Source organism: Hominisplanchenecus faecis (genome assembly GCF_020687205.1).
Lineage (GTDB): Bacteria > Bacillota > Clostridia > Lachnospirales > Lachnospiraceae > Hominisplanchenecus > Hominisplanchenecus faecis.
Window position 1 is genome coordinate 14,817 of record NZ_JAJEQE010000026.1, and the last position, 26,119, is coordinate 40,935.

Annotated in this window: 25 protein-coding genes; 3 read left to right on the forward strand and 22 right to left on the reverse strand. The window is 44.4% G+C overall.

All coding sequences use genetic code 11. The features are described 5' to 3' along the window. Positions 1 to 11: 11 nt before the first annotated feature. From LKD42_RS08650 to mtaB, 8 genes are all read right to left on the reverse strand, one after another. Positions 12 to 659 carry an O-methyltransferase gene (locus tag LKD42_RS08650; RefSeq protein ID WP_147631675.1) on the reverse strand — a complete coding sequence of 216 codons (648 nt, stop codon included), beginning with the start codon at positions 657 to 659 and terminating at the stop codon, positions 12 to 14. 4 nt (positions 660 to 663) lie between these two features. Next, positions 664 to 1,050 carry an endolytic transglycosylase MltG gene (locus tag LKD42_RS08655; RefSeq protein ID WP_248835450.1) on the reverse strand — a complete coding sequence of 129 codons (387 nt, stop codon included), beginning with the start codon at positions 1,048 to 1,050 and terminating at the stop codon, positions 664 to 666. 47 nt (positions 1,051 to 1,097) lie between these two features. Beyond that, on the reverse strand, positions 1,098 to 1,457 hold the full coding sequence (locus tag LKD42_RS08660; RefSeq protein ID WP_147631626.1) for a YlbF/YmcA family competence regulator: 360 nt from the start codon (positions 1,455 to 1,457) through the stop codon (positions 1,098 to 1,100). Positions 1,458 to 1,472: 15 nt separating this feature from the next. Next, positions 1,473 to 3,137: a ribonuclease J gene (locus tag LKD42_RS08665; protein ID WP_022118860.1), complete on the reverse strand. Its 1,665-nt coding sequence runs from the start codon at positions 3,135 to 3,137 to the stop codon at positions 1,473 to 1,475. A gap of 37 nt (positions 3,138 to 3,174) precedes the next feature. Beyond that, a complete protein-coding gene (locus LKD42_RS08670) occupies positions 3,175 to 3,429 on the reverse strand; it encodes a DUF1292 domain-containing protein (protein ID WP_147631627.1) in 255 nt (84 codons plus the stop codon). Between the two features lie 28 nt (positions 3,430 to 3,457). Next, a complete protein-coding gene (gene ruvX / locus LKD42_RS08675; protein WP_022118858.1) occupies positions 3,458 to 3,922 on the reverse strand; it encodes a Holliday junction resolvase RuvX in 465 nt (154 codons plus the stop codon). Beyond that, positions 3,907 to 4,176 (reverse strand): IreB family regulatory phosphoprotein, encoded by a 270-nt coding sequence (locus LKD42_RS08680; protein WP_022118857.1) that lies wholly within the window; start codon positions 4,174 to 4,176, stop codon positions 3,907 to 3,909. Before LKD42_RS08680 ends, ruvX begins: the two co-directional genes overlap by 16 nt. 128 nt (positions 4,177 to 4,304) lie before the next feature. Next, positions 4,305 to 5,618 (reverse strand): tRNA (N(6)-L-threonylcarbamoyladenosine(37)-C(2))-methylthiotransferase MtaB, encoded by a 1,314-nt coding sequence (gene mtaB, locus LKD42_RS08685; protein WP_022118856.1) that lies wholly within the window; start codon positions 5,616 to 5,618, stop codon positions 4,305 to 4,307. 97 nt (positions 5,619 to 5,715) lie between these two features. Between mtaB and LKD42_RS08690 the strand changes: the two genes are divergently transcribed. Further along, positions 5,716 to 5,949 carry an HPr family phosphocarrier protein gene (locus tag LKD42_RS08690; RefSeq protein ID WP_022118855.1) on the forward strand — a complete coding sequence of 78 codons (234 nt, stop codon included), beginning with the start codon at positions 5,716 to 5,718 and terminating at the stop codon, positions 5,947 to 5,949. Positions 5,950 to 6,047: 98 nt separating this feature from the next. On the opposite strand, the gene thiI is transcribed toward LKD42_RS08690, so the two are convergent. The 9 genes from thiI to hrcA form a co-directional block, all read right to left on the reverse strand. Further along, positions 6,048 to 7,226, reverse strand: coding sequence for a tRNA uracil 4-sulfurtransferase ThiI (gene thiI / locus LKD42_RS08695; RefSeq protein ID WP_248835451.1), 1,179 nt, complete (start codon positions 7,224 to 7,226; stop codon positions 6,048 to 6,050). Between the two features lie 69 nt (positions 7,227 to 7,295). Next, a complete protein-coding gene (locus tag LKD42_RS08700) occupies positions 7,296 to 8,453 on the reverse strand; it encodes a cysteine desulfurase family protein (RefSeq protein ID WP_022118853.1) in 1,158 nt (385 codons plus the stop codon). After that, on the reverse strand, positions 8,453 to 9,199 hold the full coding sequence (locus tag LKD42_RS08705) for a 16S rRNA (uracil(1498)-N(3))-methyltransferase (protein ID WP_248835452.1): 747 nt from the start codon (positions 9,197 to 9,199) through the stop codon (positions 8,453 to 8,455). Before LKD42_RS08705 ends, LKD42_RS08700 begins: the two co-directional genes overlap by 1 nt. Before the next feature lie 15 nt (positions 9,200 to 9,214). Then, positions 9,215 to 10,171 (reverse strand): 50S ribosomal protein L11 methyltransferase, encoded by a 957-nt coding sequence (prmA, locus tag LKD42_RS08710; protein WP_173898044.1) that lies wholly within the window; start codon positions 10,169 to 10,171, stop codon positions 9,215 to 9,217. 194 nt (positions 10,172 to 10,365) lie between these two features. Beyond that, a complete protein-coding gene (locus LKD42_RS08715; protein ID WP_248835453.1) occupies positions 10,366 to 12,879 on the reverse strand; it encodes an LPXTG cell wall anchor domain-containing protein in 2,514 nt (837 codons plus the stop codon). A 267-nt stretch (positions 12,880 to 13,146) separates the two neighbouring features. After that, a complete protein-coding gene (gene dnaJ / locus LKD42_RS08720) occupies positions 13,147 to 14,316 on the reverse strand; it encodes a molecular chaperone DnaJ (RefSeq protein ID WP_022118849.1) in 1,170 nt (389 codons plus the stop codon). A gap of 167 nt (positions 14,317 to 14,483) precedes the next feature. After that, positions 14,484 to 16,352 carry a molecular chaperone DnaK gene (gene dnaK / locus LKD42_RS08725; protein ID WP_173866101.1) on the reverse strand — a complete coding sequence of 623 codons (1,869 nt, stop codon included), beginning with the start codon at positions 16,350 to 16,352 and terminating at the stop codon, positions 14,484 to 14,486. A 56-nt stretch (positions 16,353 to 16,408) separates the two neighbouring features. Further along, entirely contained in the window at positions 16,409 to 17,023 is a 615-nt protein-coding gene (gene grpE / locus LKD42_RS08730; RefSeq protein WP_248835454.1) for a nucleotide exchange factor GrpE, read from the reverse strand. A gap of 12 nt (positions 17,024 to 17,035) precedes the next feature. Beyond that, positions 17,036 to 18,079: a heat-inducible transcriptional repressor HrcA gene (gene hrcA, locus LKD42_RS08735; protein WP_022118846.1), complete on the reverse strand. Its 1,044-nt coding sequence runs from the start codon at positions 18,077 to 18,079 to the stop codon at positions 17,036 to 17,038. A gap of 209 nt (positions 18,080 to 18,288) precedes the next feature. On the opposite strand from hrcA, the gene LKD42_RS08740 reads away from it, so the two are divergent. Next, positions 18,289 to 19,011 (forward strand): SGNH/GDSL hydrolase family protein, encoded by a 723-nt coding sequence (locus tag LKD42_RS08740; protein ID WP_248835455.1) that lies wholly within the window; start codon positions 18,289 to 18,291, stop codon positions 19,009 to 19,011. A gap of 108 nt (positions 19,012 to 19,119) precedes the next feature. On the opposite strand, the gene hemW is transcribed toward LKD42_RS08740, so the two are convergent. From hemW to gpr, 4 genes are all read right to left on the reverse strand, one after another. Next, positions 19,120 to 20,277: a radical SAM family heme chaperone HemW gene (gene hemW / locus LKD42_RS08745; RefSeq protein WP_248835456.1), complete on the reverse strand. Its 1,158-nt coding sequence runs from the start codon at positions 20,275 to 20,277 to the stop codon at positions 19,120 to 19,122. A 1-nt stretch (position 20,278) separates the two neighbouring features. Further along, the gene (gene lepA / locus LKD42_RS08750) at positions 20,279 to 22,093 is read right to left on the reverse strand and encodes a translation elongation factor 4 (RefSeq protein ID WP_248835457.1); all 1,815 of its coding nucleotides are present in this window, start codon (positions 22,091 to 22,093) and stop codon (positions 20,279 to 20,281) included. Positions 22,094 to 22,173: 80 nt separating this feature from the next. Then, the gene (spoIIP, locus tag LKD42_RS08755) at positions 22,174 to 23,433 is read right to left on the reverse strand and encodes a stage II sporulation protein P (RefSeq protein WP_022118842.1); all 1,260 of its coding nucleotides are present in this window, start codon (positions 23,431 to 23,433) and stop codon (positions 22,174 to 22,176) included. Positions 23,434 to 23,476: 43 nt separating this feature from the next. Beyond that, the gene (gene gpr, locus LKD42_RS08760; RefSeq protein ID WP_022118841.1) at positions 23,477 to 24,391 is read right to left on the reverse strand and encodes a GPR endopeptidase; all 915 of its coding nucleotides are present in this window, start codon (positions 24,389 to 24,391) and stop codon (positions 23,477 to 23,479) included. Positions 24,392 to 24,646: 255 nt separating this feature from the next. Between gpr and rpsT the strand changes: the two genes are divergently transcribed. Further along, positions 24,647 to 24,910 carry a 30S ribosomal protein S20 gene (gene rpsT, locus LKD42_RS08765; RefSeq protein ID WP_022118840.1) on the forward strand — a complete coding sequence of 88 codons (264 nt, stop codon included), beginning with the start codon at positions 24,647 to 24,649 and terminating at the stop codon, positions 24,908 to 24,910. A gap of 79 nt (positions 24,911 to 24,989) precedes the next feature. Here rpsT and holA read toward each other — a convergent pair whose 3' ends face one another. Continuing rightward, on the reverse strand, positions 24,990 to 25,967 hold the full coding sequence (holA, locus tag LKD42_RS08770) for a DNA polymerase III subunit delta (RefSeq protein ID WP_147631643.1): 978 nt from the start codon (positions 25,965 to 25,967) through the stop codon (positions 24,990 to 24,992). Positions 25,968 to 26,119: the final 152 nt, after the last annotated feature.

The following is a 26,119-nucleotide window of genomic DNA, read 5'->3' on the forward strand; positions in this document are numbered from 1 at the left end:
CTCCCATTTATCTATTCCTTTATTTTCACGCTGAGTGTTGCTCCATCCCCGATCGGCACAATGCTGGTCATCAGATGCTCATTATGTTTCAGTTCATAGAGATACTCCCGCATCCGTTTGTATATTGTCCTGTTTCTTCGCTCTACTGCATAATGGGACTCGATAATGTCACCATCCTGCAGCACATTATCCGAGATCAGGATGCCGCCGACTTTCAGCAGACGCATCACATCCGGCAGAAAATGAATATACTGCCCTTTTGCAGCGTCCATAAAGATAAAATCATAAGAACCCTCAAGTTCTGCAAGAATCTCTGTGGCATCCCCTTCCAGAAAACGGATCTGTGACTCCTTCCCGGCTTTTCTGAAATTTTCTTTTGCGATCGGAATGCGTTTTTCATACTTTTCAATTGTTGTGATTTTGGCTTCTTTTGGTGCATATTCACAGAACAGCAGTGTGGAAAATCCAACTGCTGTCCCTACTTCCAATATATTGACCGGACGCTGCATCTGCAGCAGCACCTTGAGAAAGCTCTGCATTTCTCTTCGTATGATCGGCACATGATCTTCCAGTGCTTTTACCTCAAGCTCCGTCAGGAGGGGGGTATTTCCCGTATCCAGGGAGTTGATAAAAGCTGTCATTCTTTCATCTACTATCATATCGTTACTCCGTCTCAGTCTCTTTTTCATCCGCCCGGCTCAGTACTCTCAGCATCTCTTTTGCTGTCTGTGAGGTGTTCAGTACATAGCTTCCGGGCTCAATTTCTCCTTTATATTCAGAAAGCAGATATTGAATGCGAAAAACATTCTTATCTTTGATCAGTTTCTTCTCTTCCAGAAGCTTTGCGATTTCACCAAAGGACATATCTTTGGTGATCGTAACTGCTACCTTTTTTCCGGGAGCCTCACTCATCGCTTCCTGTGCAAATATCTGATATCCGAATGTGTAGGCCCGTCTGCCGGTAAAAATCAGAACAAGCACAAGAACCGCCAGCAATACGATTTTCACGGCAATGCCGACTGCAATTGATTTTGCACTGTTCTCTTTCATGCACCCTCTCCTGTCTTACCAGTACATTAATCCTGCAAGGAACAGTACTAGTCCGTTTCTATGATATCTGCAAAATTTTCAATTTCCATATCCACAGATGTCAGTATCTCATCCGCACATCTCTGAATGATCCTGCATATCTGAAGCTCCGCTGCCAGATACTCCTGTATAACCGGATTCTTCCGCATATCTTCGTATTCCCGCTCCAGATTCTGCACATCATCAAACAGATCGTAAGCATTGCTTCCATTCTGAAGCAGATAATTCTTTTTGCGGAACTCATCCAGCCTCTGTCGAAGCTGCGGCTCTTCGGATACTTTTCTGCTCACTTCCCGAAACGCTTTGTACGCTTCGCTTCCGCGAAGTGCAGCCGAAAGCTGCACCGTATATTCCTTTATTTCATCCATTTTCTATCAGCCCCATCATACTTCCATAATGATCGGCAGGATCATCGGGCTTCTCTTTGTTCTCTTCCAGAGGAACTCGCTTAAGCTGTCACGGATTGCTGTCTTTAAACGTCCCCAGTCGGTCACTCTTCGATCCATGCAGTCCTCAATAGCTTCTTCTACCACATGTTTTGCTTCATCCATCAGTCCTTCGGATTCTCTGACGTATACAAATCCTCTGGATACAATATCCGGACCTGCAAGAACTTGATTGCTGTATTTTTCAAGCGTCAGTACCACGATCAGAATACCGTCCTCCGCCAGATGCTGTCTGTCGCGAAGAACGATATTTCCGACATCACCAACACCCAGTCCGTCTACCAGGATCGCTCCGGTCTGTACACGGTCTACAACCTGTGCTTTTTCTTCATCTAACTCCAGAACATCTCCTGAGGACAACAGGAAAATATTATCCTTTGGAATACCAAGACTCTCCGCAACCTGTGCCTGTGCTTTCAGATGACGGTATTCACCATGCACCGGAATCGCATATTTCGGATGAACCAGAGAATAGATCAGCTTGATCTCTTCCTGACATGCATGGCCGGATACGTGGGCATCCTGGAAAATAACATCCGCCCCTTTCATCGAAAGCTCATTGATCACTCGGGAAACTGCTTTTTCATTTCCCGGGATCGGGTTGGAGCTGAAAATAACGGTATCGCCCGGCTTGATCTGCACTTTACGATGCATGTTGGATGCCATACGGGAAAGTGCCGCCATGGACTCGCCCTGGCTTCCGGTTGTGATCAGCACCATTTGCTCATCCGGATAATTCTTCATCTGATCCAACTCGATCAGGGTATTCTCCGGCACGTTCAGATAGCCAAGCTCTGCCGCTGTGCTGATAACATTGACCATACTGCGACCCTCTACCACACATTTGCGTCCATATTTATAGGCAGAATTGATGATCTGCTGTACACGGTCCACATTGGATGCAAACGTTGCAATGATAATCCTTGTATTTTTATGCTCTGCGAAAATATTATCAAACGTCTTACCAACGGTACGCTCGGACATCGTAAATCCTTTTCGCTCTGCATTGGTACTATCGCACATCAGTGCCAGCACACCCTTTTTGCCGATTTCTCCAAAACGCTGCAGATCGATCGCATCTCCGAATACCGGAGTGTAATCCACTTTAAAGTCACCGGTGTGCACCACGATACCTGCCGGTGAATAAATTGCAAGTGCAGAAGCATCTGCAATACTGTGGTTTGTCTTGATAAACTCAATGCGGAATTTCCCAAGATTGATCGACTGTCCGTGTTTTACGACTTTTCTCTTTACGGACTTTAGAAGATTGTGCTCTTTGAGCTTATGCTCGATCAGTGCGATCGTAAGTCTTGTCGCATAGACCGGAACATTCAGTTCTTTTAATACATATGGCAATGCTCCGATATGATCCTCATGACCATGCGTAATGACAAAACCTTTTACTTTATGTGCATTGTTTTTCAGGTATGTGATATCCGGTATCACAAGGTCGATCCCCAGCATATCGTCCTCAGGAAAGGACAGCCCACAGTCAACCACAACAATACTGTCTTCGAATTCAAAGGCAGTAATGTTCATGCCGATCTGTTCCAGACCGCCCAGAGGAATGATCCTCAATTTGGAATTGTTAATATTTTTCAAAAATTTTTACCTCCTGTTTCTTTTCCGTTCAGGCTCTTTATTCAAATTCAATATCATCCAGCATTTCCTGGAAGATTTTTGAAACTGCCTCTAATTCATCATCGTCATCCACGATCTCATATAACGCTTCATCCTCACCTGGCTTTGACAGATCTTTCAGGATCAGTGCTTCTGCCTCATCGTCCTCGGAATCCGTTACCAGAATATAGCTGATGCCGCCAAGTACTGTCTGTTCCAGTACATAAAACTCAACCATCTGATTGTCCGCCAGTGTAAATGTAATTTTCTCCATAATAAACCTGTTGCAGCCCTGCTTCAAATCACTCTGGCTGCGTCCTTTCCCTTTTCATTCCTTCATGATCTAAATAACCCTGAAGAATATAGACAGCTGCAAGTTTGTCCACATACTTCTTACGGTCCTCTCTTCGCACGCCGCTCTCCATCATCGTCCGATGTGCCTCTACTGTGGTCAGTCTCTCATCCCACATCACAACCGGCAGACCGGTACGCTTCTCCAGCATTTTCTGAAATTCCAGAGATTTTTCCGCACGGTCTCCCACGGTATTGTTCATATTTTTCGGGTATCCAAGCACCAGGATCCCGACATCATACTCTGCGATCAGTTCTTCGATCCGTGCCAGCGTCTTCCTCAGTTTGTTCTCCTGAGTCCTGCGGATGATCTCCACACCCTGTGCAGTAATCCCAAGCCCGTCACTGACTGCGACTCCAACCGTCTTGGAGCCGTAATCCAGTCCGAGTGCTCTTTTCTTTACTTCTGTTCCCATGTTCTGTTTTTAATATACTCCTTCAGAAGTTCTTCTACCAGCTCATCACGTTCCACTTTCATGATCATGCTTCTTGCATTTTTATAGCTGGTGATATAAGTAGGATCGCCTGACATAATGTAGCCTACAATCTGGTTCACCGGATTATAGCCCTTTTCTGCCATTGCGTCATAAACAGTATCCAGGATCTCTTTTACGCGATATTCCGGATCTGTATTTACTTTGAAATATTGTGTATTACTGATATTTGCCATTCTTTTCACGTCCTTACCGTACAAACTATACTTCTATTCTAATATAACTGTCTGAAAAATTCAATTGTTTTTTGTAATTAATGCTTCTTCGCGTGATTTTTATAATGGCTTTGAAAACAATCCGCTGCTCAGGACCGAGCTTTTGTGCACAGCAGACAGTCCTGACAGCGTTCTTTTCCTGCCTTTACCAAAAGAATCTGATTGTCTAAATTTTCCGTCGTCTCCATCAACATGCGAATATACTCCATGGTATGGCCGGATGCATAAACCTTCCCGTCAATCGTCACGCTTTCTTCAAAGAGTACTTTTGTGACGGTTTCGCTGATTTTTTCTTCAAATCGCTGCTTCCGCACCTTGCCGTCTGCGATCAGGATCGCACTTCTTCTGTGTGCCACATCAGACGGCACCTGATTTTCCATGACGGCTGCTTTCGTTCCTTTTCTTCTGGAATACTGGAAAATATGCGTTTCATAAAAATCTACTTTATTTAAGAAATCTCTGGTGATTGCAAACTCTTCCTCGGTTTCTCCCGGAAATCCGACGATCACATCGGTCGTCAGGGCCGGATGTTTAAAGTACTTGCGGATCAGTATGCATTTTTCATAGTATTCTCCTGATGTGTATCTTCGATTCATTCTTTTTAAAGTTGCATCACATCCACTCTGCAGGGAAAGGTGGAAGTGCGGGCAGAATTTCGGAAGAGCAGAAAGTGTTTTCACAAAATCTTCTGTAATAATACCCGGTTCCAGTGACCCAAGACGAATACGCTCGACCCCCGCAACCTCATGCACTGCGAGGATCAGTTCCTGCAGTGTGCTGCCATGATCGATCCCGTAAGAACTCAAATGGATACCGGTAAGAACCACCTCTTTGCATCCATTGCCTGCCAGCGTTTTTACTTCCTCTACGACCTCTTCTTTTCTGCGGCTGCGTACACGACCTCTCGCATAGGGAATGATGCAGTAGCTGCAGAACTGATTACAGCCATCCTGTACTTTCAGATAGGCTCTGGTGTGTTCCACCGTTTTTTCCAGAGACAGTTTCTCATACTCTTTTGTGTGATTGATATCGATCAGAGATTCCTGCACGGCACTGCGTTCATAATGTTCCAGAATACTGACCAGATCTTTTTTGCGGTTATTTCCGATAATAATGTCGATTGCAGAGTCTTCTTCCAGCTCGGTTCCTGCTGCCTGCACATAACATCCGGCCGCCACCACGATCGCATGCGGATTCATTTTCTTTGCTTTGTGCAGCATCTGTCTGGACTTGCGGTCTGCCATATTCGTCACCGTACAGGTGTTGATCACATAAACATCCGCCCCCGGTGCAAACGGCACAATCTCATACCCTGCTTTTTCCAGAAGCTGCTGCATCGCCTCCGTCTCATATGCATTTACCTTGCATCCCAGATTGTGGAATGCCGCTTTGCGTTTTTCCATATTTTATCCAATTCCTTTCTTTTAAGCTTGACAGTCTCCTCCGAAATGGGTATGATTAATGTATACAAAAACACATATTACAGGAGGTTTTATGACAATGAAAACTGTACAGATTTCTTTAAATTCGATTGATAAAGTAAAGTCATTCGTAAACGAAATTACAAAATTTGATTATGATTTTGATCTGGTATCCGGAAGATACGTAATCGACGCAAAATCTATTATGGGTATTTTCAGTCTGGACCTTTCCAAGCCAATCGACCTGAATATCCATGCTGAAGATGATTCCGATGTAATTCTTCAGGCATTAAAACCATACATCATCGACTGAAAAATCACATAAAATTTCAGATTTCTTTTGATTTTGATATTTTTAACTGCCGCAGTTCTCCTGCGGCAGCTTTTTTGTAACCATTTTTCCGTGTCTTTTTATTCTACCCAGAGTGTCTCAGCTGTATCGATTGCTTTTTTCACCATCTCGTCGATCTCTTCCTGCAGTTTCTCTTCACTGCGTTTGATCACTTTGATATTCGGTTTGGTAACCGGATGTTTTGCCACAAAGATCGTACAGCAGTCTTCGTACGGCTGGATCGATGTCTCATAAGTATCGATCTTCAGGGATACATCCACGATCTCCTGTTTATCAAAACCGATCACCGGACGGAATACCGGAAGGGTGCAGACTTCGTTGGTCGCTACAAGACTCTGCATGGTCTGGCTTGCTACCTGTCCGATGCTTTCTCCTGTGATCAGTCCCAGGCATCCGGTCTCTTTCGCGATGTGCTCTGCGATACGCATCATGTAACGTCTCATAATGATTGTGAGTTCATCATGAGGGCATTTATCATAAATATACAGCTGAATGTCCGTAAAGTTTACGACATGCAGAACGATCGGTCCGCTGTATTTCGACACCAGACGTGCCAGGTCAACCACTTTCTGTTTTGCACGCTCACTGGTGTATGGCGGTGCATGGAAATAAACGGCATCAATCTTAACGCCGCGTTTTGCGATCATGTAGCCTGCAACCGGGCTGTCAATTCCACCGGATAATAGAAGCATAGCTTTTCCGTTTGTTCCGACCGGCATACCACCAGGTCCCGGAATGATCTTTGAATAGATATAGATCTTTTCACGAATCTCCACGTTCAGGGTGATTTCCGGATGATGCACGTCAACGCTCATATTCGGAAACGCTTCCAGAATACGCTCGCCAAGATCTGCATTTAATTCCATGGAATTTTTCGGATAATTTTTTCTTGCTCTTCTTGCATTGACTTTGAACGTATGCTCTCCATCCGGATATACGCGTGCCATATAATCGATCACTTCCTGAGAAAGCTGATCAAATCCTTCATCATTTACTTTCAGTACCGGACAGATACCCACAATACCGAAAACTCTCTGCAGTGCCTCCACTACTTCTTCAAAATCAAACAGGCCTTCGCTCTCCACAAAGATACGTCCCTGTTCTTTTCGTACATTAAATTCACCTTCCACTTTCTTCAGTGCATGGCGAATCTGTTTTACCAGTGCATCTTCGAAGAGATAACGGTTTTTTCCCTTGATACCGATCTCTCCGTATTTGATTAGAAATGCATGAAACATAGATTTCTTTTCTCCTTTTCTTTTCCTGTATCGCAGTTGTTTCGTATATTCACAGTTACATCATATCTTTTAATGTCTGCTGTATCTGCGGAGCACCATAAGCAGTTCCTTTAACTGCTGCAGGCAGTATTCCAGCTCTTCTTTTGTTGTATTCTCACAGAAACTGAATCGCACGGTAGAATCCAGCAAATCTTTTTTCAGACCAATTTCCTTTAATACCGGACTGACCGGAAGTTTTTTGTTGGAAGAACATGCTGAACCGGAAGATACCTGAATCCCCCGCTCTTCCAGTGCATGGAGCAACACTTCGCTTCGCACGCCTGCAAAGCTCACACTTACAATGTGCGGTGCTCCCTGATCCCCCGGAAGGCTGTTCAGAACCGTATCCGGTATTTTCTGCACTTCTTCCATGAAAAACTGTTTCAGCTCACAGAGATGTGTCACTTTTTTATCAAAATCCGTGTAGGCTTCTTTTGCCGCACAACCAAGTCCGGCGATTCCAGGCACATTATCTGTCCCGGAACGCATCCCTTTCTGCTGGCCTCCGCCCAGGATCAGCGGATGGATCTTCACTCCGTTTCGAACATAAAGGAATCCGACTCCTTTTGGTCCATGCAGCTTATGTCCGCTGACCGAGAGCATATCAATGCCAAGTTTTTTCGGATAAATACGGTACTTTCCATAGGCCTGGATTGCATCCACATGCCAGAGTGCCTTTGGATTTTTTTCTTTGATGATCTTCCCGATCTCTTCGATCGGCTCCAGAGTCCCGATCTCATTATTGACATACATGGTGGACACAAGAATCGTATCTTCCCGGATCGCATCGGAAAACTTCTGAAGATCTATTCTTCCATAGCGGTCTACCGGTATGTAACTGACCTCAAATCCCTGCTCCTGAAGATAGATCATCGGCTGGATCACGGCAGCATGTTCGATCGCCGTTGTAATAATGTGTTTTCCGGCACGTTTGTTTGCCATCGCCGTTCCGATCAGTGCCCAGTTGTCTGACTCGGTTCCGCCAGAAGTAAAATAAATCTCTTTTTCATCTGCTTTTAAAGTAGCCGCAATGTCCATTCTGGCTTCGCGAAGATATTTTTCTGCCTCCATTCCCTTGTCGTGTCTGGATGACGGATTTCCGAAATCCTCCATCATCACTTTTACGACGATGTCACGCACACCTTCGGAACATCTTGTCGTTGCTGAATTATCCAAATATGCCTGCATTATTCTCTGCCCTCCAACTGAAACATCAGAACCGAAAGCACCGCCATACCGGCAGTTTCCGTCCGCAAGATCCGTTTTCCCAGTGTAATCGGGCTGATGCCATTTTCCTGTGCCAGTACAATCTCACTTTCATCAAATCCGCCCTCCGGGCCAATGAAAATACCGATAGACTGCCCCGGCTGTATTGTCTCAAATATCTGTTTTGTCTTTTCCATGTCTTCCGCCAGCTCATAAGGGATCAGCGTGATATCCAGATTTTTTGCATAATCCACAGCCTGACCAAATTTCACAACCTCGTGGATATGCGGAATGATATTTCTCCTAGACTGTTTGGCTGCACTTTCTGCAATGCTCTGCCAGCGTTTCTGCTTCGCTTCCGCCTTTTTTGCATCCAATTTTACAACTGCCCTTTTCGTTGCCACCGGGATGATCTCATACACTCCAAGCTCTACTGCTTTCTGAATGATCAGTTCCATTTTATCGCCCTTTGGCAGCCCCTGGAACAGATAAATTTTCGATGGCAGCTCACGGTTTGCCTCTTCCACCCACATAATGTGCAGATGTGCCACATCTTTTTCATATCCGGCAATTTCGCAGCGATACTCTTTTCCGGTACTTTCCTCATGGATGCAGATCTGTTCTCCAATCTGAAGGCGCAGTACATTTTTCATATGATTCAGGTCGCTTCCGCGGATGATGATCTCTTTTTCACCGATTGCAGATGAGTCTGCAAAAAAATCGTACATAATCTTCCTCCGGTACTATGCCTGTTTTCTTGCAGTGACAGAAACCCATTCGCCCTGATGTGTAACTTCCAGAACTTCCAGTCCTGCATCTTTTACTGCTTTTACGACAACGTCTTCTTTTACATCCAGAATACCGGAAGTAATATAAAGAGCTCCCGGTTTCATCTGATGGCAGATCACCGGCGTCAGTGGGATCAGGACATCTGCCAGAATATTTGCCGTTACAATATCATACTTTTCATATCCGACCTGATCCTGCACGGCTTTATCATCAATGATATTTCCGATCATCACATCCATGCTGCCTTCCGGAATCTGGTTTGCTTCCAGATTTTCTCTGGTAGCAGAGATCGCACATGGATCAAGATCTGTACCGACCGCATGACCTGCTCCCAGTTTCAGTGCTGCGATGGACAGGATACCGCTTCCGGTGCCGACATCCAGGATCTCCATACCGTCCTTCACATATTTTTTCAGCTGACGCATGCAAAGCTGTGTCGTCTCATGCATACCGGTACCAAACGCCGTGCCAGGATCAATATGAATGATCATCTTATCCTTATCTTCCGGTTTTACTTCTTCCCAGGACGGGATGATCAGGATATCATCCACATAAAACTGATGAAAATACTGTTTCCAGTTGTTGATCCAGTCCTTGTCTTCGGTCTGGGATTCTGTGATTGTTCCCTCTCCGATATCCACAAACATACGAAGCTCTTCCAGAGCATCTTTTACATTTGCAAGCAACTCTTCTTTATCTTCTTTCTCATCCAGGTAAAAGTTCAGATAAGCGATCCCGTCATCTGCCGGTCCGTCTGGAAGAATATCGACAAACATCTGCTGTTTGTCCTGCTCCGTCAACGGTACTTTATCTTCAATTTCTACGCCTTCCACGCCGGCTTCTGCCAGTGTGGAGATCACGATATCTTCTACTTCTGATCTTGTTTTTAACGTAAATTTATTCCATCTCATAAATGTCAAATATCCTTTCGTATATATAATGCCAGATTAACAAGATTTTTTATTTCAAAATGATGCTACACCGTTTGTTCCTGTACAAAATAGTATGATAATCCATACATGTCTGTTCGTACTTTACAGCCACAAAATAAGAGGTGTTTTTACACACCCCTTATCATAACATCTGTGCTTACTTTTTAAAAGTACTATTTTTCTTCCTTTTTCCGCTTCTTAAGCGTCAGTGCAAGTGCTGCTCCGGAAACAACAAGTGCTGCTGCCACCGGCACAACCGGTGTAGTATCCCCGGTCTTTGCTGCTGTATTGGTGCTGCCCGAAGAAGAGCTGCTGCTTCCGCTTCCGGAAGTAGAACTGGATGTTCCGCTTTCATTTGCCTTAAACGTGATGGATTTCTTCACATCATCTCCCTCACTGTATACCCACTTCTTGCCATCATATACATATTTGCGGAATGTTGCCACGATTGTATAAGTGCCGGCCTGTGTCGGAGTCATCGTAAAGGTCTGTGTGGACTTATCTCCCTTCCAGGTTGTGGTATCCGTCAGTTTCCAGGAATACGGTACATATTTTTCATCATCTGCTGACGGTTTGTAATCCTTGTCATCCACATAAGTAGAACCGGTTGCTGTAAATGTCAGTGCTGTATTTAACTTTTGTGTGGAATTATCCGTTACACCGGTGAATTTCACATCGCTCTCTTTTGCTTCCTGCGGAGCACGCAATGTCTTTACCGATACCGAAACCGGATCACTTGCCAGATAATTGTCGGATTCCGGGATTCTTGTATAAATCTTATAGCTTGTTCCCGCCTTCAGATCCTGCTCTTCACCGTCTACTTCATTGACATAGGTGATCGTGGAAGCTTTCTTCGCCAGTTTCCATTCATCATCCTTTGCCTTTTCCGAATAAGCATATTCCTGACCGGCTACGGTCTTGTATTTCAGATACTGATAATGACGTTCGGTCACTTCCGGCTTGGTCAGTGTGATGCCGAGGGATTTCATCAGTTTCTCAGTAAGAGGAGCCTTTGTGATCTCTGCGGAGATATCAAGTGGTTCAATCGTATATTTTTTATCTAGATCAGAACCTTCTTTAAATTCCAGTGTTACAGTAACTTTTGAAGCCGTTGCCACATCTGATGAATCATATGTATATGTTGCCGTTTTAAAATATGCCCCTACACTTCCACCAGCTGCAACTGCTTTTGAAATTTCATTAGCATCCTGTGTTTCTGTATTTACAAAGCCACTTAATTTACATGCATCTGCTGCCTCTGTTGTTCCATCATAAGTCTTTGTGATTTTGCTTTGAGAAGTTGTACTTGATTTTGCAGGAACAACGCTCGGTGTTAATACCTTTTTTTCAACTGTATAATTAACAGTTCCTGAAAGTGTATGTTCATATCCCAATTTATCTTTTACGGTTACTTTGGAAATTTTATACTCTTCTGTCGTTGGAATCTGATATTTATTGTTCTTTGTAATTTTATATCCACCTAATCCATCGGACACACTCTCCACTTTAAGTGCATCATCCATACTGCTGTCATAATTTTTTGCATTCATTTTAACAGAAGTTATATAATCATTCTTATCTGTCACTTTAACAATCGCTTTATTACTAAGTGTCTCCTCACCATAGGTGCTGGTAACATCTCCACCTACTGTGACCGAAGAAGTTGCTGTATCTTCTACTTTCATGTTACCAGAAGCGTATGTCCAATTTTCCGTTGTAATAGTTAGATCCGATTTATTTTCAATCTTTGTCTCATATGTCTGCACTATACATTTCGCTGTTGCGAGGTTATCTACATATACCGTAACCTTTCCATCTGCATCACTCCATACAATGCTTTCTCCTTTTACACTGCCACCAACAGTTATACCAGACACTACACACGGTACATCCGCTTTACCAACTGAAAGCGTCAGCTTTTTCAATTCTTTTGCACTTCCGCTACTGCTTTTCACAGTACTGCCTGATTTCACTTTACACGCAATCGCACCCTGTGTAAATACAATATTTGTACTTGTAATCTCAGCACTGCCAAGAAGTGTACCCCCATTTACTGTTAAATTTGCAACCGATATCTCGCCTGAAACCGATAACTTTCCGTTACTTACTTCTGTACCTTCACTTCCCCCCTTTTCGAGAATCACAGTACCTTCACCGGTTATTTTATCAATGGTATTCGTCTCCGTTCCAAGTAAATATACATGAAGTGTTTTTCCTGCATCTACACGGACTTCTGAAACACTTTCTCCATTATTCATAACGATTGTAGCTTCATTTCCTGTAACGGTCAGAACTCCATCTATTATGTCACATCCATCTTTGTTCGCAATATCTCTCGTCTTTTTCCCAACTGCACCTTTTTTTTGTCCGGCTTCGCCTTCTGTTTGAGGTGTCTGCTCTGTTATCACTGCTTCGCTCTCAATAACTGCCTGTGACTCACTTTCCGGGACAAAACCACCCTTGATCTCAGTTTCTTTGTCTTTGTGATGTTTTGTTTCTTGGTTTTTTGTCTCTGTTTCTGTATTTGCAGACTCACTTTCTGTATCACTTGAAATAACCTGTACTGCCTGCGTATCGCCCTCAGAGCTGTCTTTTCCTGCCGCCAGCACAGATGCCGGAACCATGGAAACTGACAGGCTGAAAGACATACATATAATCATTAACTTTTTCAGTAATTTTAATTTCATATCCAATTTACCTGCTTTCACCAAATCTATGTATAAAGCTACAGTTATACTTATACATCATATTCTATTCTTTTCAAGCTTTCTTGTCAACGTCAGAAACCTTAAGTTTCTGTTACGTCATACACGAATCCTGTTTCTGCATATCAAAACAGCAAGTATTTTTATGGTGAAAATGTTTCCTTTCCGATAACTTTCACGTACAAAAATGCACCGCGGATCTCTCCCGGGTGCATTTTTTGAATTTCAGCTTTTTTATTGTTCTCAGGGTCAGTCTTCAAATGTTTCTTTTATTTTTTCCATAAAGCTCTTCTTTTTCGGCTTTTCCTGTTTACTATCGTTAATCTTACCGTTGACTGCCTCATCATACTTACGCAGGTATTCCTTTGCCTCTTCGTTCAGCTTTGTCGGAACCTGAACAACAAGTGTTACATAATGGTCTCCGCGGATATTTTTGTTGCGAAGAGAAGGCACACCTTTTCCTTTAAGACGGATCTTGGTATCCGTCTGTGTTCCAGGTTTGATATCGTATGCCATATCGCCGTCTACGGTTGTGATATGGATCTGTCCGCCCAGTGCTGCCTGTGCAAAGGTGACAGGAGCAGTAGAATAAATATTCATATCCTGTCTCTGGAAGATCGGATGACGTTCTACCTGAACTTCAACCAGCAGATCCCCTCTTGGGCCGCCGTTTACACCCGGTTCACCCTTTTCACGAATACGGATGCTCTGTCCGTTGTCAATACCGGCCGGGATCGTCACTGCGATCTTCTTGCGGTTTGTGATGTAACCGCTTCCGTGGCAGTCCGCACATTTCTCTTTTACGATCTTACCGCTTCCGTTACAGTCCGGACAGGTCTGTACATTTCTTACCGTGCCAAACAGGGACTGCTGTGTATATACGATCTGACCTTTACCGCCGCATTTCGGACAAGTTTCCGGACTGGTTCCTGGTTTTGCACCTGTTCCATGGCAGGTTGTACACTCATCCTTCAGATTCAGATCCAGCTGTTTTTCGCATCCGAATACTGCCTCTTCAAAGGTAATCCTTACCGCTGTCCTGACATTGGCACCTTTCATCGGTCCATTGTTTGCACGTCTGCTGCGACCGCCTCCGAAAAGATCTCCGAAAATATCACCAAAGATATCTCCCATATCGCCGCCGTTGAAATCAAAGCCGCCGAATCCTCCGGCACCTCCGCCGCCCTGTTCAAACGCAGCATGTCCGAACTGATCATACTGTCTGCGTTTTTCTGCATCGCTTAACACGGCATATGCTTCCGATGCCTCTTTAAATTTCTTTTCTGCTTCTTTGTCTCCCGGGTTCATATCTGGATGATATTTTTTTGCAAGCTGACGGTATGCTTTTTTAATGGTAGCTTCATCCGCCCCTCTGTCAACGCCGAGAACTTCATAGTAATCTCGCTTATTCTCTGCCATCTTTAATCCTCCACATGCACGGCAACCTTCCAGAACCTGCCTGTTTGCAGTTCCTTACGGCCTGATTGCTGACACAAGGCAGGAATGAACACATCCCTGCCTGTGTATATTGTAACTGTTTAGCATCTTAACAGTTACGATGCAAAAATTTATTAAAAGTTACTTTTTTATACTTCTTTGTAATCACCGTCTACAACATCATCAGACTGATAGCTGCTGTTATCTGCTCCGGCATTCATATCAGGACCTGCCTGAGCTGCTCCATTTGCCTGTGCCTGCTGCTCATACATCTTTGCAAATACTTTCTGAGCACTTTCCATCAGTTTTTCTTTTGCTGCTTTGATCTCAGCAACCTGTGACTCTGTCATTTCTTCCGGATTGCTCTTTGCGATCAGGTCTTTCAGTTCGTTCAAGTCAGCTTCTACTGCTGTCTTGTCATTTGCATCTACTTTATCGCCAACTTCTTCCAATGCTTTTTCGGTCTGGAATACCATAGCGTCTGCATCGTTTCTTGTGTCGATTGCTTCTTTTCTCTTCTTATCCTGAGCTTCGTACTCAGCAGCTTCTTTGACTGCTTTGTCGATATCAGACTCAGACATATTAGATCCGGAAGTAATGGTGATGTGCTGTTCTTTTCCGGTTCCCAGATCTTTTGCGGATACGTTTACGATACCGTTTGCATCAATATCGAATGTAACTTCGATCTGAGGCACACCTCTTCTTGCTGGTGGGATACCATCCAGACGGAACTGGCCAAGAGATTTGTTATCTTTCGCAAACTGTCTTTCACCCTGTACAACGTGGATATCAACAGCTGTCTGATTATCTGCTGCGGTTGAGAAGATCTGGCTCTTCTTGGTCGGGATGGTTGTATTTCTCTCGATCAGTCTTGTTGCAACACCACCCATTGTCTCAATAGACAGTGACAGCGGAGTTACATCCAGCAACAGGATATCGCCTGCACCGGCATCGCCTGCCAGTTTACCACCCTGTACGGAAGCACCAAGTGCTACACACTCATCCGGGTTCAGAGATTTGCTTGGTTCATGTCCGGTCAGAGCTTTTACTTTATCCTGTACAGCCGGAATACGTGTAGAACCACCAACCAGCAGTACTTTGGAGATCTCGCTTGCTGTCAGACCTGCATCTCTCAGTGCGGTGTTAACAGGTGTAGCGGTTCTCTCTACCAGATCGTGTGTCAGTTCATCGAATTTTGCTCTTGTCAGATTCATATCGAAATGTTTCGGACCTTCAGCAGTTGCTGTGATGAATGGCAGATTGATGTTTGTGGTTGTTGCAGAAGAAAGCTCTTTCTTTGCTTTTTCAGCAGCTTCTTTTAATCTCTGCAGTGCCATTTTATCGTTTGACAGGTCTACGCCCTCATTTTTCTTGAACTCAGCCAGCATGTAGTCTGTGATCTTCTGGTCGAAGTCATCACCACCCAGTCTGTTGTCTCCGGCTGTTGACAGTACTTCGATAACGCCGTCACCGATCTCAATGATGGATACGTCGAATGTACCACCACCTAAGTCGTATACCATGATCTTCTGTTCTTTTTCATTGTCCAGTCCATATGCCAGAGCTGCTGCGGTCGGCTCGTTGATGATACGTTTTACATCCAGACCTGCGATCTTACCGGCATCTTTGGTTGCCTGACGCTGTGCATCATTAAAATATGCCGGTACCGTGATAACTGCTTCGGTAACTTTTTCGCCCAGGTAGTTTTCTGCATCTGCTTTCAGTTTCTGCAGGATCATTGCGGAAATCTCCTGCGGAGAATATTTCTTGTCGTCGATGGTTACACGATAATCGGTACCCATATGTCTTTTAATAGAAGAAATTGTTTTGTCAGCGTTTGTAACTGCCTGACGTTTTGCAGGTTCACCGACCAGTCTCTCACCTGTTTTTGTGAATGCCACAACAGATGGTGTTGTTCTTGCACCTTCTGTATTTGCGATAACAACCGGTTTGCCACCTTCCATAACTGCTACACAGCTGTTCGTTGTTCCTAAGTCAATACCAATAATTTTACCCATGATAAATTCCTCCTGTTTTATTCTGCTTTTATACTGAATTTTGTCAACTTTTTAATTTAGTTTGCTACTTTTACCATGCTGTGGCGAACCACACTGTCACGGTACATATAGCCTTTCTGAAGTTCTTCCGCTACGACATTTTCGCCGTACTGTTCATCTTCCACATGCATCACTGCATTATGGAAATTCGGATCGAACTCATTTCCTTCTGCCTCGATGGCTTTTACTCCGAGCTCTTCCAGGCTTGCTACAAACTGTTTGTAGATCTTATCCATACCCTGTGCAAATGGCTGTTCTTTTTCCTCATCGGAAAGAGTTGCCAGTCCGCGTTCGAAATTATCGATCACCGGAAGCATCTTTTCAATGACACTCTTTGCACCGACCTCAAACATGGCTGCTTTTTCTTTTTCCGTTCTTTTACGGAAATTATCGAACTCTGCCATCTGGCGTTTCAGACGATCAGTCAGTTCTTCGATCTGCTCGTCTTTTTTATCTTTCTTTTCTTTTTTCTTACCAAAGAAGCCTTTCTTTTCCGGCTGTTCTTCTTTTGCGGCAGCTGTATCGCTTTCTGCCTTTTCCGTTTCCGGATGTTTTTCTTCTCCTGCAGTCGGTTCTGCAGTTTTTTCTATTTCTTCATCAGCAGGCTTTGTGTTTTTTGTTTCCTCTGCCATACAATCACCTCTCTAGTTGTCTTCTTTTTTCTTACCAAATATATCATCCAATTGAGTTGTCAGTGTTTTTAAGGTACCGACAACTCTGTCATAATCCATTCTTTTCGGTCCGATGATACCGATCGTACCTCGCATACCATCGCCCAGCTCGTAAGTAGCTGTCACAACACTGCAGTCCTTCATCGTCTGCACCGGTGTCTCATTTCCGATGTAAACCTGAATGCCGGTGTTCTTGTCATCTGCCATCGTATCGGCTACCAGATCCGCCAGCTGTTTCTTTTCTTCAAAGGTACCGATCAGGCTGCTCGCCTTTTCACTGTCTGACAGTTCCGGATATTTGAAGATGTTCGTCGCTCCGCTTGTATAGATCTCCATCTCTTCTTCATCCATCTGGATCGCTTCTGCGACTGCATCCAGAACGCTGTTTACAACCTCGCTGTGGATACCAGCCTCCTCTTTGATCTTTGCGATCGTTGTCAGATTGATCTGATCCATCGTAAGACCATTCAAACTGGTGTTAAGCAGAATGTTCAGCTTCAATACCGTTTCCTGATCCAGTCCGTGATGAAGCGAGATCATTTTATTCTTCACTACGTTGCCTTCCGTAACAACAACAGCTAACAGCTGATCTTCGCTTACTATGGAAAGCTGGATAAACTTAAGCTTTGTTCTGTGGTACTGCGGCCCTGTGATCATCGAAGCATAATTTGTGTTGGCTGCAAGGAACTGTGCCACACGTTTCAGGACCATTTCCATCTTATCCTGCTTTTCGATCATCAGCTCCTTCATTTCCGTTACCTGCTGTTCTTTCTCTTCCATCAGGTGGTTCACATACAGACGATAACCAAGGTCTGAAGGAATCCTGCCGGCTGAAGTATGCGGCTGGATGATGTATCCAAGCTCTTCCAGATCTGCCATTTCATTTCGGATGGTTGCGGAGCTCAGATTCAAATCCGCATATTTGGAGATCGTCCTCGAACCAACCGGCTCTCCCGTCTCCAGATACGTCTTGATGATCGCCTGAAGTATCTTCCACTTTCTCTCATCTAACTGCATCCTTGAATCCTCCTTCCTGTTATTAGCACTCATCTTAGTGGAGTGCTAACATCCTTGTACCTAAAATAGCACTACGCATATTCTTTGTCAAGAGGTTTTTTTCATTTTTTATAAAAATTGACTTTTTTCCGGAATGCGTTATACTAAAGAGGTCAGAAAAACAGAATCTGACCTAAAAAAACGATCACATAAAATTTCAGGGGGTTCTTATGAAACGAAAAACCACAAATCTTGTCATTGTACTGCTCAGTTTTCTGATTGCAACTCTGATCGCACTGGCCGTATTTATGACCTGGTTTACAAAGGAACAGACCGCTTTTCTGGAAAAAAGCTTACGTGATACGAAAAATGAACATTCTGTGCAGGATTCATCTGATACCGCAGACACTTCTGACCATAATGTCTCCTCTTCCTGTCATCACTTTCTTTTTGTCGGAGATTCCAGAACGGTCGGCATGGAGGAAGCCATGCAGGATTCCGATGATGCGGATACCTGCTCTTATATAGGAAAAGTTGGGGAAGGTTACTACTGGCTTGTGAACGAGGGCATCGATCAGCTTCGCACCTCTCTTTCCAAAGAGCCGGATGCTACTGTTGTGTTTAATCTTGGCGTCAATGATCTGAGTGAGATCGACCGTTATCTTGCGTTTTATCCTCAGATTTTTGCAGAATATCCGGACGCTTCTTTCTATATTATGTCTGTGAATCCGGTAGGCGATGCATGCTCCGGTGCTTCCAACGAAGAAATCCGGGATTTTAATGCAAAATTAAAAGAATCTTTTCCGGATCAGTACCTGGATTGCTATGATTATCTGGAACAGAATGGTTTTTCAACGGTAGATGATCTTCATTATACAAACGATACTTACCGTGCGATCCATGATTATACCGTAAGTGCAATTTCAGAAATGGAAAATCCGCAGGCATCATAGTTGGGGACTTTTGACACCCACATCATAAAATGGCAGAACAAACATTTCAGCTTGTTCTGCCATTTCTGTATAAAGCGAACATTTGCAATCCGCTTTTCTGTTTTATCTTTATCCGAGCAAAAACTCAGAAAGCACCATGTTACTTAAATCAATCCCTTTTTCTGTCAAGGAAATGCGGTCCTTTTCAATTCTCAGCAATCCTTTTTCTGTGAGCTTTTGGATCTCCCTTTGGTAGATCACCGTCAGCGGACAGTGAAAATGCTCTTCAAATGCAGACAGGCTGACGCCTTCCATCATGCGAAGTCCCAAAAACAAGGTTTCTTCGATCTGATTGTCTTTTGTCAGCACCAGTAATTCCTTTTTTGAGAAATCCCGGTTTAAGTATTCCTGCAGATCATCGGTATTTTTATAACGGAGCGGATTCTGCAATGTGGATGCTCCAAGTCCAAAACCGATGTAGTCCACTCGTTTCCAGTATCCGACGTTGTGTCTGCATACATACCCTGCTTTTGCATAATTCGATATCTCATAACGATGATATCCATATTCGGAAAGAATCTCTGCCGTATCCTCGTACATCTGACGTTCCTCATCCTCCGAAGGCAAAAACTGCGGTTTTTCTCCGGCTTCTCTTTTTGCGGCATCCTGTCTGTAACGCTTTGCAAACGGCGTTCCATCCTCGATGATCAAACTGTAGGCGGAGATATGCTCCGGTCCAAGTTCACATACCTTTTTCAGAGTACAGCGATAGCTCTCTACACTCTGACCCGGAAGCGCCGACATCAGATCGACATTGATATTCGCAAATCCGATCCTTCTTGCCAGATAAAAATTCTCTTTGAACTGATTGTACGTGTGGATACGTCCTAAAAGCTTTAACTCCTCCTGATCTGCGGACTGCAGCCCCAGGCTTAAACGATTGATCCCTGCTTTTTGGTAAATCTGCAGTTTTTCTTCCGTCAGTGTCCCCGGATTGCATTCAATCGTAATTTCCGCATCTTCTCGGATATCCGGGAAACGCTCCCGGATCGCCTGCATGATCCGAATGATCTCACTGCCCTCCAGAACAGAAGGGGTACCGCCACCGAAAAAGATCGTAGATACCACGTAATCCTCCGCCAGATCAAACTGACGGATCTCTTCTATCAGACAGTTGACATATTGTTTCTGAATTTCTTTTTCTGCCGGAAAAGACAAAAAATCACAGTATGCACATTTCCGAACGCAGAATGGGATGTGCAGATATAATTCCAGTTCTTTTTTCATATTATTTATCATCCAGCTTCAGTACGCTCATAAATGCTTTCTGCGGAATCTCCACGCTGCCGACCTGACGCATACGTTTCTTTCCTTCTTTCTGTTTTTCCAGAAGCTTTCTCTTACGGCTGATATCACCGCCGTAACATTTTGCAAGTACGTCCTTACGCATTGCTTTTACAGTCTCTCTGGCGATGATCTTGCTGCCGATCGCTGCCTGGATCGGGATCTCAAACAGCTGTCTTGGAATCTCCTCTTTTAATTTTTCGCACATCTTGCGTCCGCGTTCATACGCCGATCCTTCAAATACAATAAAGGAAAGGGCATCGACTTCTTCTCGGTTGACCAGAATATCCAGTTTGACAAGTTCGGAACGCTTGTACCCTTTCATTTCATAGTCAAAAGATGCATAACCTCTGGAACGTGATTTCAGAGCATCAAAGAAATCGTAGATGATCTCATTGAGCGGAAGGTCGTATTTGAGCAGTGCTCTTGTCTCTTCCATATATTCCATGCCAAGGTAAACACCTCTTCGCTCCTCGCAGAGCTGCATGATCGAACCGATGTATTCGGTCGTGACCATGATCTCGGCACTGACCATCGGTTCTTCCATGTACTCGATCTCAGCCGGATCCGGAAGGTTTGCCGGATTTGTCAGCTCCATCACTTCTCCGTTTGTCTTATGGACTTTATAAACAACGCCAGGAGCCGTTGTCACAAGATCCAGATTGTATTCTCTCTCCAGACGCTCCTGAATGATCTCCAGGTGAAGCAGTCCTAAAAAGCCACAGCGGAAACCAAAGCCAAGTGCGATCGATGTCTCCGGCTCAAACTGCAAAGATGCATCGTTTAACTGCAGTTTCTCCAGTGCATCTCTCAGATCCGGATATTTTGCTCCGTCTGCCGGGTACATACCGCAGTAAACCATCGGATTTACCTTTTTATAACCAGGAAGTGGCTCCGCACATGGACGGTCTGCATCCGTAATCGTATCGCCGACACGGGTATCTTTGACATTTTTCAGACTCGCTGTGATATAACCTACCATACCGGCACGCAGTTCATCACACGGGATAAACTGTCCTGGTCCGAAATAGCCGACTTCTACGACTTCTGCCTCAGCCTTCGTCGCCATCATGCGGATCTTTGTGCCGCGTTTTACAGTTCCTTCTTTGATCCGGCAGAAAACGATGACACCTTTGTAGGCATCATAAAGAGAATCAAAGATCAGTGCCTGAAGTGCTGCTTTCGGATCACCCTGCGGGGATGGGATCTTCTGCACGATCTGCTCTAAGACCTGATCAACATTCAGCCCGGTTTTGGCTGAGATACGCGGTGCATCCTGTGCCTCAATGCCGATCACATCCTCGATCTCATTGACCACGCGGTCCGGATCTGCACTTGGAAGATCGATCTTGTTGATAACCGGAATGACATCCAGATCGTGATCCAGTGCCAGATAAACATTTGCCAGTGTCTGTGCCTCGATGCCCTGTGCCGCATCGACAATCAGGATCGCTCCGTCACAGGCTGCAAGGCTTCTGGACACCTCATAGTTAAAGTCCACATGTCCCGGAGTATCTATCAGGTTAAATACATACTCTTCGCCGTCTTTTGCTTTGTAGATGATACGGACGGTCTGTGCTTTGATTGTAATGCCACGTTCTCGCTCCAGATCCATATTATCAAGTACCTGTGCCTGCATCTCACGGCTCGTCAAAAGGCCGGTCATTTCAATGATGCGGTCTGCCAGTGTGGATTTGCCATGGTCAATATGTGCTATAATACAAAAATTTCTGATATTCTTCTGATCTATACCTGCCACAATTCTATCTCCTTATTCCTAAACTTGCATTCTAAGTGGCATTTTAGCACATATTGTCTTTGTCTGGCAATCTTTTTCTGCTATCTGCCGGCAAGCACCCTGTCCAGGATATCTGCCAGCGGCTCCATGGCATTTTTCTCTTCTTCTACGGTGTTCAGCTGGCTGCCCGCCTCGATCAGCAGCGCCCGCGGCTTCAGATGCAGATTGTAGCGAAGACTCTGAAGATAAATATGTCTGGTGAACCCCGGATAATATTCCTGTGCTTTGATCTGAAGCTGAAAGGAAAACGCCAGATTCTCTTCAATATACGGATTAGGCAGATAGTCAACGTTTCCGTTTCTCGCAGTCCGGCTCAGCCCGTTAAAAAACATGATCTTCGCTACCTGTTTGCCATCGATCTGCGTGACCAGCTTCTCCCCATCCAGCCCATCCCGGTGCAGGTCGATCACCACCTCAACCGTTGGATTGGCCGCAAGAATGCTGCTGATCTCAGTCTCCGCCAGATTGTATGCCGTGTTGCGATCCAACACACCGTCTATCATGTCAAATACGCTTGTATTATGGATTACATTATATCCATACTTGTTTTCCAGCAGCTCTGTCAGATAATTTCCCATGCCCACAATCGTATCAGAAATATTTCCTTCTTCCGAATCTGCAAATGCTTCCTGCGAATGGGTATGATAGATCAGAATCTGCGGCACAGATGCATCTTTTTTTATGCGAAGATCCTGACCTGCAAGTTTCTCTGCATTGATCTGCTCCGGATCCGCTGTCGTAGATGCATCTACGGTATAATAATTTCCGACCAGCGTCTGGAAATCCTGAAGTTCTTCCATATTTACCGTTTCCTGCTGTTCTTTTGTTTCTTCGGTCTGTGCTTTTTTGTTTTTCTTTCTCTTTTTCTTTTTTACTGCTTTTTGAATAACCGTTTTTTCTGTCTCCTCCATGGATTCTGCTTCTGCCTTCTGCGGCATCTGATCCTGTGTGTTCTGTACTTCTGAAGACTTTTGCGTTTCCTGTGTTTTTTCACTTTCCGGATTTTTTTCTGTTTCTTCCCGTACCGTCAGCTGCGGCTCTTCTGATAAGAAATAGGACTCCTTGCTCTCCCAGTAAGTCAGAAGCGGAACGACTTCTTTTGTAAGCAGGGAAAGCCAGCTTTGATTCTCTGTACCTTTCACTGGTGCAAGTGTAAATACCGGTGCATAGAGCTGTGCTGTTTTCCTTGTCAAATTTTTGCCCCCACCTGCGATCGACACACCCTTCACCAGAACATAAAGCCCCAGGCCGAAAATGACTGCCCACAGACTTCCGTGTATCCAGTTTTTAAAACGCTTCATGCCCTCACCTCATTCATTGCAATATATGAGGTGTTTTTTTTCATTATGCAAGCTGAAGGGCAAGATTGAGCCCTTCTGAAATCGTATAGCTCAGACGTTTCACCGTCTCATCAATATCCTTGGGCGTCACAAACATCGTATTTAAATGTGATGGAATCCTTTCTTTGATCAGCTGATATTTCTGTGCATAATCTTCCATATCAAGGGCATGAATCAGGCTCTCCATCGTATCATTGACAATGGTTGCCGCATCTACAACAGTGGGCACGCCGATGGCAATGACCGGAATGCCAAGAACCTGTTTATTTAAACCATTTCTGTGATTTCCGACACCGGAACCCGGATTGATTCCGGTATCTGTGATCTGGATCGTACGATTCAGCCTGCGTGTACTGCGGGCTGCCAGAGCATCCACTGCAATGATCAGGTCTGGATGCGTTTCCTTTACCACGCCTCTGATGATCTCCAGCGTCTCCATGCCTGTCTGAGCCATCACTCCCGGAACGATGCCGCTGACCGGATTTCGCTGTTCTTCCCCAAGCGAAGCTGCCCCGAATTCCCGGATCATATGCCTGGTGATGCAGATGTTGCCAACCACATAAGGTCCGAGTGCATCCGGTGTCACATCCCGGTTTCCAAGTCCAACGATCAGCACCGATTTTTCCCCTTCTCCCATCAGACTTTTCAGATGTTCTGCCAGTTTCTGCGATATTTCCCGGTGATAATCCTCATCCGGTGCCGACATATTCGGGGCTTCCATGGTAATATATGTCCCGACTGGTTTCCCCATCGTTTTTGCCCCGTTTTCTGTCTCGATCACCACCCTGGTCGTATGGATCTCCAGTTCTTCATCGTCCTCCTCTTCAATCCGCACACCCCGAATTTTTACGTCATCTTCTTCAAAACTTTCTCTTGCTTCCAGTGCGAGGTCTGTTCTGATACGAAATCTTCCAAACATGCTCTGTTCCCTCCTGCTGTTTCGTTTTTTTGCCTGATTTTGTTTCCATCTGATCTGCTTTTATCAGTGTCTGTAATTCTTATCGAAATATTCCATATTTTTTCAAAATTTGATATTGACATTTGGCAGGCTTTGGTTTAGACTATGAGAGTATGTTTGAAGTATGTTCATTAGAACGTCCGTGTCCGGCTTTAATGTAACAGAAATCATATCATTTTATAGAAAAATTAGAATAAAAAATTGGAGGTGTACAGATTGGCTAACATCAAATCCGCAAAGAAAAGAATCCTGGTTAACAGAACAAAAGCTGAGCGTAATAAATCTATCAGATCTGCTGTTAAAACTGCTATCAAAAAAGTAGAGGTTGCAGTTGTTAACAAAGATAAAGAAACTGCAGTAAATGCACTGGGTGCTGCTACAGCTATCATCAACAAAGCTGCATCGAAAGGCGTTTATCACAAAAACAACGCTGCTAGAAAAGTTTCTCGTTTAGCAAAAGCTGTAAACAGCTTAAATTAAACCAATTTTTATAAATATATAACCCATCAGGTACCGTCAGCCTGATGGGTTTTTTATTTTGAAGGCAAAAACACTCTTATCAACTCGAATATTTGACAAGCAGAAGCTCCACGCTCATCACATCGTTCATACGCCCTGTTTTGACTGCCTCTTCCATCCTGACGCAGTCCTGCAGAGCTTCTTTTAAGGTTTTCAGTGAAAAGTATTCTGCCTGTCGCAGACAGTTCCGCACAATAAATCCTGCCATTTTCAGACGCTCCGAAATCGTTTTTGCACTGTATCCTTCCTCGGAAAGCTCTTTTACCTGCATCAGAAGATTAAACTGGCGTGTGATCAGATAGAGAATACGCATCGGCGGTTCTTTTAATGCCAGCAAATCATAGTAAAGCTCCATAGCTTTCTTCTGCTTTTTCTCTGCCATCGCATTGATCATATCGAAAATTTTATTTTCCGTCTGCTCACTGCAGATCACTGCGACATCTTCTTCGGTAATGGATTCTTTCTCCATACAGTAACAGATCAGTTTTTCCAGTTCCTGGCGTATCCGCTCCATATCCGTCCCCGTTTTTTCCAAAAACTGTTTCATCGCACCGGAAGTGATCATTTTTCCCTCTGTTTTCAGTATACCAAGTATCCATCTGGTCAGCGTCTGTTCGTTCTGTGCCGTAAACTCAACCACACTGCCTTTTTTGCTGACTGCTTTATAGAGCTTACCTCTTTTGTCTACTTCACTTTCCACAAACAGCATGATGGTTTCCTCTGGTATGGACGGGATGTATTCTGCCAGCTGCTGATTAGCGTTCTTAAAAAATCCGCTGTCCTCGATCAGAAGCAGGCGATGTTCTGCAAAGAACGGCATGGTATCCGCCTGTGCGATCATTTCCTTTACATCGATGCCTTTTCCGCTGTAAATGCTCAGGTTAATAGTATCCCCTTCCGGAAGAACTGCATTTTTTAAGCGATTTTTGTATTGCTGCTTCAGATAGGCTTCTTCTCCATAGAAGAGATATACCGGCTTAAAGCTTCCTTTTTTGATATCCTCCACCACAGACTTCATATGGTTTCCTTTCTTCTGTCATGGCATCCGAAACAGATTTATCTTAGTCGGAGAAGACTCCCACTTCTATAAGGACGAGCAACAAATTTGTCTTAGTGGGAGTGCAATCTCCGACTAAGATAAACGCTCCGCGAGGATGCACAGCGATTCTG